General features: G+C 46.2%; 14 protein-coding genes. 5 read left to right on the top strand and 9 right to left on the bottom strand.

Annotated features, from left to right (window positions below; all coding sequences use genetic code 11):
• Nucleotides 1-107 precede the first annotated feature (107 nt).
• From CPIN_RS20150 to CPIN_RS20135, 4 genes are all read right to left on the bottom strand, one after another.
• Complete coding sequence (locus tag CPIN_RS20150) at nt 108-1,364, bottom strand: putative DNA modification/repair radical SAM protein (protein ID WP_012791688.1); 1,257 nt, start codon at nt 1,362-1,364, stop codon at nt 108-110.
• 661 nt (nt 1,365-2,025) lie between these two features.
• On the bottom strand, nt 2,026-3,249 hold the full coding sequence (locus CPIN_RS20145; protein WP_012791687.1) for a hypothetical protein: 1,224 nt from the start codon (nt 3,247-3,249) through the stop codon (nt 2,026-2,028).
• A 30-nt stretch (nt 3,250-3,279) separates the two neighbouring features.
• Nucleotides 3,280-4,182, bottom strand: coding sequence for an EamA family transporter (locus CPIN_RS20140; RefSeq protein WP_187294668.1), 903 nt, complete (start codon nt 4,180-4,182; stop codon nt 3,280-3,282).
• A gap of 70 nt (nt 4,183-4,252) precedes the next feature.
• On the bottom strand, nt 4,253-5,950 hold the full coding sequence (locus CPIN_RS20135; protein ID WP_044219249.1) for a hypothetical protein: 1,698 nt from the start codon (nt 5,948-5,950) through the stop codon (nt 4,253-4,255).
• 144 nt (nt 5,951-6,094) lie between these two features.
• Between CPIN_RS20135 and CPIN_RS20130 the strand changes: the two genes are divergently transcribed.
• Genes CPIN_RS20130 through CPIN_RS20115 form a run of 4 tightly spaced genes read left to right on the top strand, consistent with a single transcriptional unit; the run spans nt 6,095 to nt 9,666 of the window.
• On the top strand, nt 6,095-6,982 hold the full coding sequence (locus tag CPIN_RS20130; RefSeq protein WP_012791684.1) for a decaprenyl-phosphate phosphoribosyltransferase: 888 nt from the start codon (nt 6,095-6,097) through the stop codon (nt 6,980-6,982).
• A complete protein-coding gene (locus CPIN_RS20125; RefSeq protein ID WP_012791683.1) occupies nt 6,982-8,313 on the top strand; it encodes an FAD-binding oxidoreductase in 1,332 nt (443 codons plus the stop codon). Before CPIN_RS20130 ends, CPIN_RS20125 begins: the two co-directional genes overlap by 1 nt.
• Nucleotides 8,314-8,347: 34 nt before the next feature.
• On the top strand, nt 8,348-9,079 hold the full coding sequence (locus CPIN_RS20120) for an SDR family oxidoreductase (protein ID WP_012791682.1): 732 nt from the start codon (nt 8,348-8,350) through the stop codon (nt 9,077-9,079).
• A complete protein-coding gene (locus tag CPIN_RS20115) occupies nt 9,076-9,666 on the top strand; it encodes an HAD family hydrolase (RefSeq protein ID WP_012791681.1) in 591 nt (196 codons plus the stop codon). The genes CPIN_RS20120 and CPIN_RS20115 overlap by 4 nt, the downstream gene beginning before the upstream one ends.
• 82 nt (nt 9,667-9,748) lie before the next feature.
• Here CPIN_RS20115 and CPIN_RS20110 read toward each other — a convergent pair whose 3' ends face one another.
• From CPIN_RS20110 to CPIN_RS20095, 4 genes are all read right to left on the bottom strand, one after another.
• Complete coding sequence (locus CPIN_RS20110; RefSeq protein ID WP_012791680.1) at nt 9,749-10,519, bottom strand: acyl-CoA desaturase; 771 nt, start codon at nt 10,517-10,519, stop codon at nt 9,749-9,751.
• A 158-nt stretch (nt 10,520-10,677) separates the two neighbouring features.
• Nucleotides 10,678-11,175 (bottom strand): molybdopterin-dependent oxidoreductase, encoded by a 498-nt coding sequence (locus CPIN_RS20105; protein WP_012791679.1) that lies wholly within the window; start codon nt 11,173-11,175, stop codon nt 10,678-10,680.
• A gap of 117 nt (nt 11,176-11,292) precedes the next feature.
• On the bottom strand, nt 11,293-12,375 hold the full coding sequence (locus CPIN_RS20100; protein ID WP_012791678.1) for a cytochrome-c peroxidase: 1,083 nt from the start codon (nt 12,373-12,375) through the stop codon (nt 11,293-11,295).
• A 90-nt stretch (nt 12,376-12,465) separates the two neighbouring features.
• Nucleotides 12,466-13,590: a TonB-dependent receptor plug domain-containing protein gene (locus CPIN_RS20095; RefSeq protein WP_083781120.1), complete on the bottom strand. Its 1,125-nt coding sequence runs from the start codon at nt 13,588-13,590 to the stop codon at nt 12,466-12,468.
• Nucleotides 13,591-13,793: 203 nt separating this feature from the next.
• Between CPIN_RS20095 and tyrS the strand changes: the two genes are divergently transcribed.
• The gene (tyrS, locus tag CPIN_RS20090; RefSeq protein ID WP_012791677.1) at nt 13,794-15,095 is read left to right on the top strand and encodes a tyrosine--tRNA ligase; all 1,302 of its coding nucleotides are present in this window, start codon (nt 13,794-13,796) and stop codon (nt 15,093-15,095) included.
• Nucleotides 15,096-15,456: 361 nt separating this feature from the next.
• On the opposite strand, the gene CPIN_RS20085 is transcribed toward tyrS, so the two are convergent.
• The gene (locus CPIN_RS20085; protein WP_012791676.1) at nt 15,457-16,479 is read right to left on the bottom strand and encodes an oxidoreductase; all 1,023 of its coding nucleotides are present in this window, start codon (nt 16,477-16,479) and stop codon (nt 15,457-15,459) included.
• Between the last annotated feature and the right edge of the window lie 25 nt (nt 16,480-16,504).

Below are 16,504 nucleotides of genomic sequence, written 5' to 3'. Positions count from 1 at the left end.
CGGCGAACTATCACCACACAACCACAGCATGTGATAGTCCGCCAGACGGTAGTTATTGAGGAATTCATAGCATAGACTCAGTATATTGATCATCGTTCTTCGTTCAATCAAAATAACTGCAACTGCGGACTATGAGCTTTCGCCCATTTACTGTGGGACTGTGCCAGCAGTTGCCGACGTATCTGTTCCGGTGTCAGATCCCGTCTTTCGAGAGGACCGGATTTACACGTAATAAAATATCTCGCCTTTCCAATCTGAACACCCATCTGTTTCAGCTGATCCCAATTCAGTGTACCATGCATACGCGCTGCGCATATTTTACGCAGACTTTCAATACCGATGCCCGGTACCCTGGCAATCAGCATCTTATCAGCCTTATTAATGTCTACTGGAAAACTGTCCAGATTCCGTAACGCCCAGGAGAGTTTGGGGTCAATATCCGTATCAAGATTCGGATGTCTTTCATTCAATAATTCATGAGGTTCAAAACCATAAAAACGTAAGAGCCAGTCAGCCTGATACAACCGGTTTTCCCGCATCAACGGCACCTGGCTATGTAAGGCAGGTAATCTGTTATCATTGCTGATCGGCACATAGCCAGAATAATACACACGTTTCAGCTGGAATTGTCTATAAAAACGGGAAGCCAGGTGCATGATTTCCATATCCGACTCACCCGCCGCACCTACTATTACCTGCGTACTCTGTCCTGCCGGAACAAAAGTCGGCACCTTCTTCAACACCTTCCGTTCATCTTCCAGCCGAATAATCTCATTCTGCAAAAAACGGATCGGTTGAATCATAGCCGGCCGGTTCTTCTCCGGAGCCAGCAATTTTAACCCTGCTTCTGTCGGCAACTCTAAATTGACGCTCAAACGATCTGCATACAACCCCGCCTCTCTCATTAATTCATCACTTGCACCAGGAATCGCTTTCAAATGAATATATCCATTGAAATTATGCTCCGTTCGAAGCTTTTTAGCCACTCTCACTAACCTCTCCATCGTATAATCCGGATCTTTAAAAATACCGGAACTCAAAAAAAGCCCCTCTATATAGTTCCGACGGTAAAAGTTTATGGTCAGGTCTACTACTTCCTGTACCGTGAATGCCGCCCGCTTAATATCATTACTTCTACGGGATACACAGTAGGCACAATCATAAATGCAGACATTTGTCAGCAATATCTTCAGTAACGACACACAACGACCATCTGCTGTATATGAATGACAAATTCCCATACCCGGATGCGCATTGCCCAATCCCTTGGTTTCGTTTTTCCGGTTACTGCCACTCGAAGCACACGACGCATCATATTTCGCCGCATCTGCCAGTATCGCAAGTTTCTCCTGTATCCTTTCCATAACTATTCAACTGTTAATCTAAATTACTAACTATTTTAGTAATTACTAAATAAATTAGTTGACAGTTTATACACATGAAGAGACTGGTTCACAATACCAAACTGGACATTTATGATAAAATAGCCCAGCTAACCTAATATCAACAATAGTCTAGCCTAAATACAAAACCGTAGTACTCCGATTACCCTCACCTCCCCCATTAATTAATCACCCGGCTCTTACAGGCGGAAGTTTCAGATACAGCAGAAGCAGCCACACACACTTACCTCTCCAACCCACCCTACAATAGATCTCAGAAGGCTCCACCTTCCAATAACAAGCTCCCGCTAGGGGAAAGACAAAACAAGATCTTCATCTGAAGATTCTCAAATCAAGTCCACCTATACGTCATGTATCAAGCATGTATATCTCGGGTATAATCCAAGGATAGTATATTCAAATAGTAATAACTACAGTGGTATAGTCCTGATATAGGTTTACACGCTTGTTGAATAATCCTGTTTGAAGTTTACAAGTACAGTTTTAATCCTAAAGAAGGTTTACAGATGTTTTTGGAAGGAGTTTCCATCAAGTCCATCTATACGGCATATATGAAGTATGTATACCCCAAGAGAAGGGCTGGTATACATTAGGGCTTAAATCCATGTAATCAGCACTGTTCTCACTCCGACCCAATATTTAATTTCCCCTTAGGCCCAGCCCACGTACCTACCGTCACCGGAGAATGTCCATGCATATTTGACCCCGCATGCTCCGCATGAAAAGTCTGCTCTTTTTTCGCTGTCCCATACATATCCCATTGCCCTTTCGCATCCTCATTATTTGCATAACTCTCAATCGTCACAATATCCGATCCGCTCTTCATCGCCGCTGCCCCCCAATGAAAATTCCAGGTAAGTTTCTTTTGTACGTTCCGACCGCCACTCAGGATCAAAAATGAACCCCCTACCTTAGGATTGGCCATTTCATTGACACCTGCCACATTTTCATCACGACCAGCATTATGCGTTGCCAGCAAGTCTCTCACCCCCAGTTGATTGTCAATCAAATTATTAAATATCCGCACATTCTTTTCCGTAAGCGCATCAGGCATCGTTGCAGATTTCCTGCGGGAAAGCCTCAATAGCCTGGTCCAGAATAAATCCATTGTCAATGTATCTGCTCCCGCCAGTGCTGTTCTCACTTCCCGCCAGTCGTCAGGCAACCAGCGCGGTGCATTATAAACCACCTCATACAACAGATCCCGGAAATAGTCATAGTCACCGTCGAGTTTATCAACACTTTTCTCCCTTTTATTATCCTTTTTCTCAATTCGGTCGATGTCGCCATCATAATCTTGTACGCCACGCTGTTGAAACAGATGCGCTAATACAGCCTTGTACAATTTGCCGGAAAACCTACCACTAAGTCCCTTTTGTTTATTCGTATCCATGATAGCCAGCGCTTCATCTATGCAACTTCCCTCATGGCTAAACTCTTCACCCTGATCTTTTGCCTTTCTGACCTCCACATCAGGCAAGTGTTTGCGCTTGTTTGTAGCCGGATTTACTACGCTTTTTGTAGTAGTGCCCGCGACCAGTCTGATATCAGCCTTCGCTGCCGCCAATGCGGCCGATGCGCTTACAATCAGATCCTGTTCGGCATACAATTTATTCCCGGTACCTTTCCCCACGACCTGCATCCTGCCGTCCTCAGATGTCCTGGTCAGCGGCCACCGGCGACCATCTCCTCCTGCTACATATCGTTGCACAGGACTTCCAGGAGCTGCAGATAAATTTAGCAAGGGGTTGACTGCCGGCAAAGCCTTCGCGCCGGCAGTGATATTATCTGCAACGGACCTTCCGGATTTCGAAGCCTTCTTTTCCCAAAAACGTTCGTAAGCCATAAACAAGGTCATTTATATAATAACATCTTTTTAGCCCTTCCGTTTACCTAAGGTCATCAGTACCACACCTCCGATTACAATTCCGCAGGCCATCAGTGCCTGTGAAGTTAAATTTTCATGGCCGATCGCCCATCCTAAGAATAAAGCCACTACCGGGTTTACATACGCATACGTCGATAATAATCCCGGCGGCGCATTACGCGTTAGCCAGCTGTAAGAGGTAAAACCTACCAGCGAACCAATAAACACCAGATAAAGGTAAGCGCTGATGGTCCGCGTACTCAGATGTGCCAGTGTATTCCAGGCGCCGGGTTCCATCACCGAACTAACGATAAAGCAAAATACCGAACCTGTCAGCATCTGCAAAGCGGCCGACGTCATCGGCGCCGGCATGGATAATTTAGATACCGATAAGGAACCCAGCGCCCAACAGGCACAACCTCCTGCCAAAACCGCGATAGGCCATAAGGGATAGGGACGGCTCTGATGATCTGCTCCGAAAGGGTTGAATAAGAGGAACAATCCCACCAATCCCACGAGGATACCCGTAAACGTCATAATCGTAGGGCGTTGTTTAGAGAAAAAGGCCCAGTCAAATCCTACAAACCACACCGGGATAGCCGCCACAATCAATGCAACCAATCCGGATGGCATATAATGCACCGCCAGCGCCGTACAGGAATTACCGATACCGATCAGCATCAATCCGACGAACGCAGCAGATCCTACCTGTTGTTTTGTCGGCCATTGCCGCTCACTCCCTCGACTGATCAGTCCCAGAATTGTCCCGGCAGCCAGAAAGCGAAAGGCAGATAATAAAAAAGGGGGTACTACCTCCGTGGCGATTTTCATCCCCAGGTAGGTAGATCCCCAGATAATATACACAGCAAACAGAAATAGCCAGAGCTTTGTGTTATCTGGTTTGTCTTGCACAGTATCAGTTTTCACATGAATTAGCATAAAGGGTAAAGAAATGCCACACAAAGCACTGAAAATTAGCCCACTATTGCGCAACAAATACCTCTATAATGGCATTCGTCGGACGGCGTGGCGCCAGGAATTCATCTACCTTTCGGTAGTGCTTCTGCAACTCATATCTTAATGCAAACGGAAAAAAGTTATTATTACCCGCCGCATATTCGTAAAGTACAACATCATAGTAATGCCCCTTGACCTTTTTACTGAACATTTCCAGCTGACGGTTAAACATCCCCACACCCAGGTGATACCATAAAGGATAATCACTGCCTGTTTCCAGCCTGTAAGGCATCGCCTGCGCTAAAGGGGTTAATTCCGTCATATTCAGCAATTTAAGATCGCCTTTCTTCTCCTTTACAACAGGCATCGCCATCAAACGGTTCATACCTTCTACTGTCGAAGGTGGCATATAGATTTTCTTAAAAGCCCAGAGATCAGAGAAGATCCATTTATCTGTAGGTACATCCGTCGTATCTGTATTCAGCATGAAATTATTGCGGGATACCACGTTCTCGCCGGTAGCGCTGATCTGTGGGTTGTAGATCGCATAGTTGCTGCTATCTGCCACCTGACCATCTCCCTTACCAGCTATCACCTGCTCATGTGGCACAATACGTGCTACAACCCTGTCCAGGTATTTCCAGAAGGAACCGGACCACCATAACAACACCAGCAGCGTTGCCAGACCAAACGAAGACCAGCGCTCCAGCTTCAGATTAAGTTGTTCCTGTAAACGGCTCACAATGAATGCAAAAGCAAAGGCATGAAAGAAGATATTATTATCCGGCGGTGTGTAACTGGTCACCTGGAAAATTGCCGCCTCTACCAGTATCCCCAGGGTCAGCAGGGTGAATAACATGGCCTCGCGGTTGTTCCAGAAAGCCTTCCATTTGCCAAAGGCAGGTACCAGACAAAGCACCACCATCACAACATAAAATTTGATCCACTGCGAAGCAGCCATCACTTCCGTAATAATATCATATAAGGATAAACGTGAGTTATGTGGTGTCTGTCCGTGGTTAAACCAGTAACCAAACCCGTAAGGCAGCAAAGGCACAATCACCACCGCTGCCACCAGACCATAAAAAGCCAGGTATACCGGAATATCCAGCCAGCTTCTCCGCTGCAGGGTACTATATGCCAGCAATGCCAGTGATAACAGCAATGCCAGTCCGCCGCCATCCTGCTTGGTAAAGAACGACAGGAAAGTAAACAACGCGGAGAGAAACAGGAACAGGTAACGGGTCTTGCCTTCCGGCCCCGTCAGGAAACGGAACAAAAATGCCAACCCTACCAATTCATATACAATTACTGTCTGGTTATACCAGGGCCAGAAATTGAAAAAGGAATACGACAGTACAAACAGCAACACCGACAACACCCTGATGCCTGCTTTTACATGCAGACTTTTCAGGATAGAACGGAAAGACAACCCGGCAATGATATTCATCGCCACCTGAGCCTTTACAAGCGTGATCAGCTGCGGACCGAAAATCTTAAAAAACAATGCAGGCATCAGCCAGAAACCATAACCTAATGGCAACCCAAAGTCTTTATATGGTACCTGCCCCTGGGATAATCTGTAAGCGCCTTCCCAGGAAAGGAAGATGTTTACCCGGTAAGGGAATGTGACAAACAACGGTACAATAGCCAGACCGATAATAATCAGTAGTTCCGTAATAAAGGCACTTTTACGGCTGAACGGAGCAAAAGTTGACGACATAAAGGGGATAATAAAATGATGAAATCGAGTATAATTTAACACGAACGGGCTCAAAAATAGTAGAATTTACCCGAAATAAGCATTTCTTAGCATTGCTGTTCGGTAATCAGTCCGTATCTTGGCGTCAATTATAAGTCTATCCCCGTGCAATATTTAAAACTGTTAAGACCCTCCCATTGGGCAAAAAACCTGTTCTTGTATATCCCCCTTTTCTTTGCGGGTGAGATGTTTATTCTGTCTAAGGTTCTGGAACTGTTGATCGGTTTTTTCGCATTTAGCCTCGTTGCCAGCAGTATCTATATTATTAATGATTACATGGATGTGGAAGCCGATAAGGCCCACCCGGTAAAGTGTAAACGCCCCATCGCCTCCGGTGCAGTCTCTAAACCTGCCGCCCTGGTGTTCTTTGTGTTATGCCTGGCGATCGGTGGATTCCTGGCATATTACGTCAGACCAAAATTTGCATTCGTTGTAGGCATTTACTTTATTCTCAATCTGTTGTATTCCTTCGGATTGAAAAATATATCCATACTGGATATCCTGATCTTATCGGCAGGTTTCGTACTCAGGATAAAAGCTGGTGGGGTGGCTGCTAACATCGCCTCTTCCGAATGGCTGATGATCATGGTGTTCCTCCTGGCACTGTTCATGGCCATCGCTAAACGAAGAGACGACGTACTGATCAAAACCCAGTCAGGGAAAGAAATGCGGAAAGCCTCCAAAGGTTATAATATGGATTTTATGAATGTGATGCTCGCGCTGGTATCAGCCGTCATCATTGTCGCCTATCTGATGTATACCATGGCCCCCGAAACGATGGCACGCTTTCATACTTACCGCCTTTATTATACATGTCTTTTTGTAATTGGTGGATTATTACGATATTTGCAAATAACATATGTGGAGAACGATACAGGTTCTCCAACCAAAATCCTATACAAAGACCGTTTCATTCAATTAACCATACTCCTGTGGGTGCTGAGTTTTTATGTGATTATTTATTTACCCACTAACAAAAGTTTTTTTGAGTAATGGAAAAACGGTTAGCAAACTGGGGGAATTACCCCGCTATCTCCTGCGATGAAACATCATTTTCGCAGGAAGATCAAATACAGGATTTTATATCCTCTCATTCGTCTGTTATCGCCCGTGGAAACGGTCGCTGTTACGGCGACGCTTCTCTTGCCAGTCACAGTGTATCCACCCTTAAATATGATAAGGTGCTGGCTTTTGATATTGAAACCGGCATCTTCGAATGCCAGTCCGGTATCACACTCGATCAGATCCTCAATATTATCGTTCCCCAGGGATGGTTTCTTCCGGTAACGCCAGGCACCAAGTTCATCACCATTGGTGGTGCGGTCGCTTCTGATGTACATGGAAAGAATCACCATGTGGATGGCTCCTTCTCCGGTCATATCATCAATATGGACGTTATTACCGGCAATCAGGAAACGATAACCTGTTCCGCCAATATAGAAGCAGACCTTTTCTGGGCTACCTGCGGTGGTATGGGCCTCACCGGTATCATTACCCGTGTGAAATTCGGTCTCAAAAAGATCGATACCGCCTATATCCGTCAGAAACAGATCAAGGCAAAGAACCTGGAAGACCTGATCCGTCTCTTCGAAGAATACAAAGACTACACATACTCAATGGCCTGGATCGATTGCCTGCAGAAAGGCGATGCCTTCGGCCGTGGTATCCTTATAGTAGGTGAACATGCTACCCCTCAGGAACTTAGTGAACAGCAACGTAAAGCGCCCCTTCACCTGGCGCAGAAACGTAAACTGTCCATGCCGTTCAACCTCCCGTCTTTCACACTCAACACACTGACTGTTAAGGCATTTAATTGGCTCTATTACCTGAAGAATACCAAAAGGGAGATCAACAACGTCATTCCTTATGAACCATTCTTCTATCCGCTGGATGCAATCCTGCACTGGAACCGTGGTTATGGTAAAGCCGGCTTCGTACAATACCAGTTCGTACTGCCGCTGGAAAAGAAAGATGGCCTCGTCGCTATCCTCAAAAAGATCAGTGATGCCGGTCTGGGATCCTTCCTTGCCGTATTGAAAGTCTTCGGTAAACAAGACAGCCTGATCTCTTTCCCGATGGAAGGTTATACCCTGGCGCTGGACTTCCCCGTGCGTAAAGGACTGTTCGAATTCCTGGATCAGCTGGATGAAATCGTGCTGCAATACGGTGGACGCCTGTATCTTTCCAAAGACGCCCGTATGAAACAGGAAGTATTCTGGCAGAGCTACCCTAACGCACAAAAATTTGCTGATATCATTAAAACATACAACGGTAAAAAGCTGTTTCGTTCAATACAGTCCGACAGACTGCTATTAACGCAATAAAACACTGCTACCTTAAAATACCGAGATTAATTATATGCCTACTGTTCTTATTCTGGGAGCTGGGTCGGATATGGCTGTTGCCATAGCCCGCGAGTTCGCCGGTAACAAATACGATATTCAGCTGGCCGCCCGTAACGTTGCCTCCATCGCTCCATTGGAGCAGGACCTGCGCATCCGTTACCAGGTACAGACCAGTTCCTATGCCTTTGACGCGACCGACTTCAACAGCCATACGGCTTTCTATAACTCCCTACCGGTTAAACCGGATATCACTATCGCGGTATTCGGGTACCTTGGTTCACAGGAAAAAGGCCAGTCCGACTGGACAGAAGCCGCCCGCATCCTCCATACCAACTATACCGGCGCTGTCTCCATCCTGAACATCGTAGCGGAAGACTATGCCTCTCATGGTACAGGTACCATCGTTGGCATCAGCTCTGTCGCCGGTGAACGTGGCCGTCAGAGCAACTATCTCTATGGTAGCGCAAAAGCTGGCTTTACCGCCTACCTCAGCGGTTTACGTAACAGATTGTTCCACAAGGGTGTACACGTACTCAGCGTACAACCTGGTTTCGTCTACACGCGTATGACGGAAAACCTGAAACTGCCGCCGATACTGACCGCACAGCCTCAGGATGTAGCAAAAGACATCTATAAAGGTGTTAAAGCGAAAAAGAACACGATTTATACAAAATGGTTCTGGCGATATATCATGCTCATTATCAAATCGATACCTGAGTTCATGTTTAAAAAGCTCAAACTATGAAGCCGGCCATTGCCTTCTTTGATTTTGATGGCACCATCACTCAACGGGATACCCTTTTTGAAATCATCCGGTTTCAGAAAGGAGATGCTGCGCTATACGCCGGACTTGCATTCTTAGCACCCGCGCTTGTCATGATGAAATGTAAACTGATCTCCAAACAGAAGGGGAAAGAGATCGTGCTGCGTCACTTTTTTAAAGACATGCCCATTGAAGAATTCAGGGATAAATGCGCTGCCTTCTGCCGAGAGGCACTCCCAAAAATGATCAGGGAAAATGCTCAACAGGAAATACAGCAACATCTCAGAAAAGGAAATCGTGTTGTAGTAGTAACCGCTTCCGCACAGGAATGGGTAAAGCCCTGGGCGGAATGTATGGGGATCGAATGCATCGGCACCCAATTGGAAATTATCGATGCAAAAGTGACCGGTCGTATTCAGGGGATCAATTGTAACGGAGAAGAAAAAGTACGGCGGATACGTCAGCAATACGACCTGCCGGCTTATGGAGATATTTATGCCTACGGCGACACCAGCGGTGATAAGCCCATGTTGCAGATGGCCACCTTCGGGTATTTCAGGAAATTCTAAAAACACTCAGGCCATCAATCATAGTCTCTTAACTATAATTGATGGCCTGTAGTGTATCTATCTATTTCTACTTACTATCTGTTTAAGCAGCCGCTTTCATGTTAACCACTTTCACTTCGGCTTTCTTCAGTTTGATGATACCGATGAAGTTGAAGAACTTCATTACCGGATAAGTTGGATCAAATTCAAACCATTTCTTTGCAAAATTCGGACTTTCACCAAATTTATGATGGTTGTTCTGGAAAAGCTCTCCCAACAGCAGGATACCCCATGGAGAAGTATTGCGGGATTTATCGCCATTCTCAAAGTTCTGATAACCATATTTGTGACCGCACCAGTTCACTACTGCACCTTGTACAGGTCCGATCAGGAAGTGAATTGGCAACAGCAGATACCAATACCAGGCTGGAGCGAATGCAACATAAAAAGCGATATAAATACCAGCCCATGCCAGACGAGTTGCTGTGAAATCGCCGAAACGATCTAATGCATCCCATACCGGTAAAGGAGGGTTTTTAGTGAATTTCTCATCAAGAACCACCTTCTTATGATAAATGTCGTTGTACAACTTACGGGTCTGCCACATCATAGACCATACATCTTTAAAGAAGTGTGGAGAATGCGGGTCATGCTCAGTATCGCTGAACTCATGGTGCATGCGGTGCATTGAACCATACGCTCTCGGCACTAAGAAAGAGGTACCCTGGAAAAACCAGGTGCAGAAGTAGAATACTCTTTCCCATCCTTTGCTGGTAGTATACATCTGGTGGGATGCATATCTATGCAGGAAAAAGGTGTGAAAGAACAACGATAAGAACCAGTGGGAAAAAAAGAATATCAGAATCGCAGTCATTATCTCGCTTTAAACGTAATTGAATAAGTTACCAAAGTTAGGCTAAAATGAGCGAGAACGCTCATAAATAATTACTTATCAAACAGAGCCATACATTATATCGCCGGTAACATAGCCACAGAGGCGGTGTTTAGGAAATGTTAAAATTAAAAAAAGCTTTAATCTTTCGCATAGCGGATCACCATTTCTACCACCTGAAAGCTGCTTCTGGCTGGTTTCTTCTCTCCTGGCACCACCAACCTGAAGGGGCCTTTTCCATCGGGTAAGGGACTATTTTCCAGCTTGTCCGCCAGTATCACCACCCTATCAGTAAAACTGCTGTCCAGCTCAGCCAACGAAAACAGCACCTCATATCCATCGGCACATTTCACCATCAGGTACTTTGTCAGCTGCTCGCCTCTCAGTTGCTTACCCATTGTCACCCCTGCCTGCTCCAGCAATTCCTGCAAAGCGACTCCCTGGTAACTATGCGCTTTTCCGTCCCTGTCAGTAAATACCGCGGTCGTCCTTTTCATTTTAGCCAGATCCTCTACGGATAATGTCAGCGGTTTCGTCACCTCTCCACTGATCTTTACAACAGGACCAGTCTGTGCATAAGCAGCAACAACGAATGCCAGCTGAAGGCCGAGGAATAGCGCACTACGGAAAATCTTCATGATATTGAATTAAGAATTAAAATTAAGTATTGAGATAGTTTGCTTCGGAACTGATTCGTTATGAATGAATTACCTGGTTTACCTGCAGACGTTTGCTGTTGCCGATAAAAGCTATTGCTAAAAAGGATCGGAATACCTTTTATCGGTGATAAAGGTCGAATCCGTCAGCATATGCAGAAACGCCAGCAGGTCCTTTTTCTCAGCAGCCGTTAATCCAAGTGTCAATCCATCCGGCGCATTCGAATTACCTACTCCTTGTAAAAACGGACTTAATGTCTTACTCGGTTTAATATGCTCGTTATAGTGAGACAAAACCTCCTCCAGGGTTTTAAACCTCCCATCATGCATATAAGGTGCTGTCAGAGCAATATTCCGTAATGACACCACCCGGAAGCGACCCCGGTCATAAGACTGACCACTTACTTTTTCGCGGCCCGAATCAGCAGGTATCGCATCCAGTCCATTATTATGATATAACTCGATATATGTCTTCGGTCCGCCATGACAATGTGCACAACCTGCACCGCGTACGTTGCTGTTTACATCCGGATTCCCATAAAAAAGACTGATGCCATTCAACTCAGCAGCTGTCGGCTGATACGCACCACGCAGGTAACGGTCGTAAGGCGCATTCGCAGAAACCAGCGTACGCTCAAACTGCGAAAGGGCTTTTACAATCCCCTCTCCTGTTATACTGTCCGCGCCGAAAGCCTTGCTGAATAAGGATCTATACACCGACTCTTTCGAGAGGAGCGCCGCGGATACCTCCAGTGATTGTCCCATTTCATGTGTATTCGTTAATGGTACCGCTGCCTGCATTTCCAATCCGGCTGCCCTGCCATCCCAGAAAAAGTTACGTACCCACAACAGGTTGACCAGCGACATGGTATTACGGGGCTGCAGACTCCCATCCACGCCCGTACTGAATACCTTTCCATCTGTAAATGCCAGTTCCTGCCGGTGACAGGTACCACAGGAAATCTGCTGACTGGCAGACAATGCCTTTTCATAAAACAAACGTCTGCCCAGCGCCACACCTTCCACCGTAGTCGGGTTATCCTCCGGCACGAAAATCCTGTTGCCATAGTAAGCCGGATAGTCAATACGCAGGGGTTCAGGTCCCTGCCTGCGGAACCCTGCGATGGACAATCCGGCCACCAGTAATAAGGAACTCAATATCTTATACCCGCCTGCCTGCATGTTTACAAACGATATACGACATTGGCAAAATAGTTACGTCCTGGCTCCGGATAACCTTCTACCAGCGAATAGTTTTTGTCCGTGATATTATTAATACCTCCCTCTACAGAGAACCAACGCCAGATATGCACCGTTACTGACGTATTGAGCAAAGTGAAATTCCCGGTTGGAAAAGGTTTTGCCATATTCCACAATGCCGCCTAATGTATAATCGTCATAAAAGCTCTTAAAAGCATATGGTCTTGAGATCGTTGTGTAAGTCGCATCGTCATAAGAATCAAGCTCGTTTTTGAACTTGTCATAATAGAACCGCGTCTTCACATACTGACTGCTGTCGATTGTTGTATTGGATATGAAGTAAAGACTGCGTTTATCCCAGTAAGGCCATTGCCAGAAACGCGGACTCTTAAACTGGCTGTTTAAGGTATCCGTCCCCGTATACACCGGCGTTCCTTTTTTGCCATGCTGGTATACATAACTCAATGCATACTCTGAACGTCCATTCGGTGTATAGGCCACCTTTACATTGTACTTTTCATCAGTACTGTAAGAGTTGTTCCTGTCACCGCCATCTTCATTTTTACCAGGGATGAATTTATCTGATAATGGGAAAGAATCCCGTTTCAGCTTCGAAGCCCCTGCCTGAATGTAGAACTTTCCAAGGCTACTACCGATGTTGATATTGGACCTGTATCCACCTGATATCCAACCCGTCGCACCATTAAACTCAATCGGCTTCTCAGGTCGGCGACTAATCAGGTTAATGGCGCCGCCCAAAGCATTCGGACCATACAATACCGAAGTATATCCTTTGGACACATGGATGGCAGAAAGATCGAAGGTGGTAAATCTGGCCAGGTCTACATAACCATCGTAAGGAATATAAACCGGAATACCATCGATCAGCAGGGGTACCTGCCGCAGGTCGAAACCTCTGATATATACCATGGCCTCATTCCTCGGACCAACAGCAGAGAGGTTCACGCCCGGCAGCACGTTCAATGCCCTGGATACGTCGTTTTTGGCAAATAACCGGATCTGACGCGCATCAATTGTAGTATTGATATTACCGCTATGCCGTCCGGTAACTTCCACTTCTCCCATCGAAAATGTGCCTGGTCTGGTTGTGTCCTGTTGCGTCTGACGGGAGCTTAAAGATTGCCCGTTCATGATCTGGCTGATAAAACTTGTGCAAATGATTAATGCAATTCTCATGGGGGTATTTTCGTTGTATATTCAAAAATATAACGAATTCAGCACTTATTATAATTACCTCACTGAAATAGGAAGATCAGTCCATAGCAATAATTCTTCGTATATTTGCCTGCCAATGAAGTTTTTAAATAGCATATTACGTCTGCCTTTCTTCTCTGAATACTATTATACAGTAGTTGTTCGGGGAAGGTATGCCTTGCAGTATGCAAACGATTATTGTAAATAAGATATACCATCATAGCTCACTGGAGCCCCGGACATTCAATTGTCCGGGGCTTTTTTATTTCTATCAGATCATGACAACAACAACACTACCCACGGCAAATGCAGCAGTCATATTGCCAGAAAACGGCCTCACAGAAAAAATCAGGCAGGCCGAAAAAGACAATCGTAACCTGATCATTAAACTGGGCTTTGATCCTACCGCCCCTGACCTACACCTCGGACACGCCGTAGTCCTGAAACAGCTACGCGCATTTCAGGACCTGGGTCACCAGGTCGTTATTATCGTAGGCAGCTTCACCGCACAGATCGGAGATCCTACCGGTAAAAACAAAAGCCGGAAGCCTTTAAGCAAGGAAGAAGTGCTGGCGAATGCGGATACTTACATCCGTCAGTTAGCGAAGATCATTGACACCAACAAATGTCAGATCCTGTTCAATGGAACCTGGTTGGATAAGCTGTCCTTTCCCGAGATCCTTCAGTTACTTTCCAAAGTAACCGTCGCCCAATTGCTGCATCGCAATGACTTCAACAAACGATTTACGGAAAACGTGCCCATCGCTATGCACGAACTCATGTACCCTATCCTGCAAGGATTTGATTCTGTGCAGATTAACGCAGACATTGAAATGGGTGGTACAGATCAGTTATTCAATTGCACCATGGGCAGACAATTGCAGGAAGCGCACGGGCTTCCACCTCAAGTTGTAATGTGTATGCCCCTGCTAAGAGGTCTTGATGGAAAGGAGAAAATGAGCAAGTCCCTGAATAACATTATCGGTCTGACGGATACACCCAACGAGATGTTTGGAAAGACCATGTCCATCCCCGACCACCTGATTGATGAATTTATTGATCTGACCACAGATTTCTCCCCCGAGAAAAAGCATGCCCTGAAACAATTAATGGTATCCGGTGAAAATCCTATGAATATCAAGAAGATCATTGCTGCGAATATCATCACACAATACCACGATACCAACAGCGCCGCATCCGCAGAAGCCTTCTTTATCAATCAGTTCCAGAACAAGTCCTTTGAAGAAAAGACCTTCGAACAGATCGCCATTAACTCCTTCACTGAGGGAACAGCCACCACCACCACATTGCTGGACCTCTGCCAACAACTAAAAACGGACGAAACCAGAAGCGGCATCAGAAGGTTGATTATCAATGGTGCAATCACTTTGGATAATGAAAAATTGCTCGATCCCAATCAGCAAATACATCTACGTCCAGGTATAAAGATTAAGATCGGCAGGCGACTTTTCATAGAACTTATATGATCTGTGCAATCCGCTCCTACCCAAGTCCTCGCAGCCCATACTTCCCATACTACCCATACTGATCATAAAAGGCCAATGACTCCCCAGACAATCGGAAGCCATTGGCCTTTATAACAACTATAATAATTATAATAGCCTTAGTCACACTACGAATAATTCCTACTCACCCAAGAATTTGATCATCCAAGGTCTGTCCACAGCGAAGGCTTTCAGATGTTAAAGCGGACCTTAGCCCGTCCTCTGCAAACAGCTAAAGCCCACCAAAGTCCCAATCCCTGACACAAAACCCAAAGCCCCATCCACGATACTCAACAGGCGTCAGTCCGCGGCGCCATCTGAAACCGCAGCGTAAGACCAAAACCTAAAAAGCCGATTGAATCATCCGCTCACTCACCTGCCACAACCGCACCGCATCCTCCGCAGCAATCGCATGTGGCAACACCCCAAACGCCTTCGACGCTTTCCGTTGCGTCAGATCATTACTCCCCTGAGTACCATCACTTTCCACCACCGGCGAAACGTCCGAATTCTCACAATACACCCCGCCTTTTCCAAATAACAAAGGACTAGTCGCACACCACACACTAGTCGCCGCCCCTTGCTCAACAGTCTTCAGCTGCCTGGCCGGATCAATCACCGGATTACCGGCCTTGTCCAACGCACCCATCTGAATCAATTGTTCCTCAGGTATATAGCGCTTCAGATCTGTACTGACGATACTCCCCGGATGCACCGCAAAAGCGCGTATCCCATCTGCCTGCCCACGACGATCCGCTTCTACCGCAAACAGGACATTCGCCGTTTTCGACTGACCATACGCCTTCCACGGATCATACGGACGATGCTCAAAATTGATATCCTCAAATACCACCGGCGAATAACGATGCCCCCAGGAAGACAAGGCCACAATTCTGGCGCCCTGTGCTTTTTTCAACGCCGGCCAGAGACCGAGGGTCAACTGGAAATGTCCAAGGTGGTTGGTGGCGAACTGCGATTCGAACCCTCTCGCATCCCGGGTAAGTGGATTCGCCATGATCCCAGCGCTGTTGATGAGGATATGTAATGGCTGTCCGCCAGTCAGAAATTTTACGGTAAATGCATCAATTGACGCCGGATCCATGAGGTCCATCTGTTCGATAGTCACTCCTTCAATTCCTGCCAATGCGTCAGCTGCCTTCTTAACATCACGCGCCGGTACGATCACTTTTGCCCCGGCCTTCGCCAAAACTTTGCTTGTTTCGGTACCGATACCCGCGTATCCTCCGGTGACGATCGCCGTCTTTCCCGACAGGTCGACTCCACGAATTACATCCGAAGCGGTAGATGCGCCATCAAATTGGGAGTCGATCGGCGCCTGTAAAGTGCGTTCTTTTATCTGTTCCATAGTCTCATTTTTACCCTTCAAAGGT

Source organism: Chitinophaga pinensis DSM 2588 (genome assembly GCF_000024005.1).
Taxonomy (GTDB): Bacteria; Bacteroidota; Bacteroidia; order Chitinophagales; family Chitinophagaceae; genus Chitinophaga; species Chitinophaga pinensis.
Note: the sequence above shows the minus strand (reverse complement) of the source record. Positions and strands in the feature narration are given on the sequence as shown.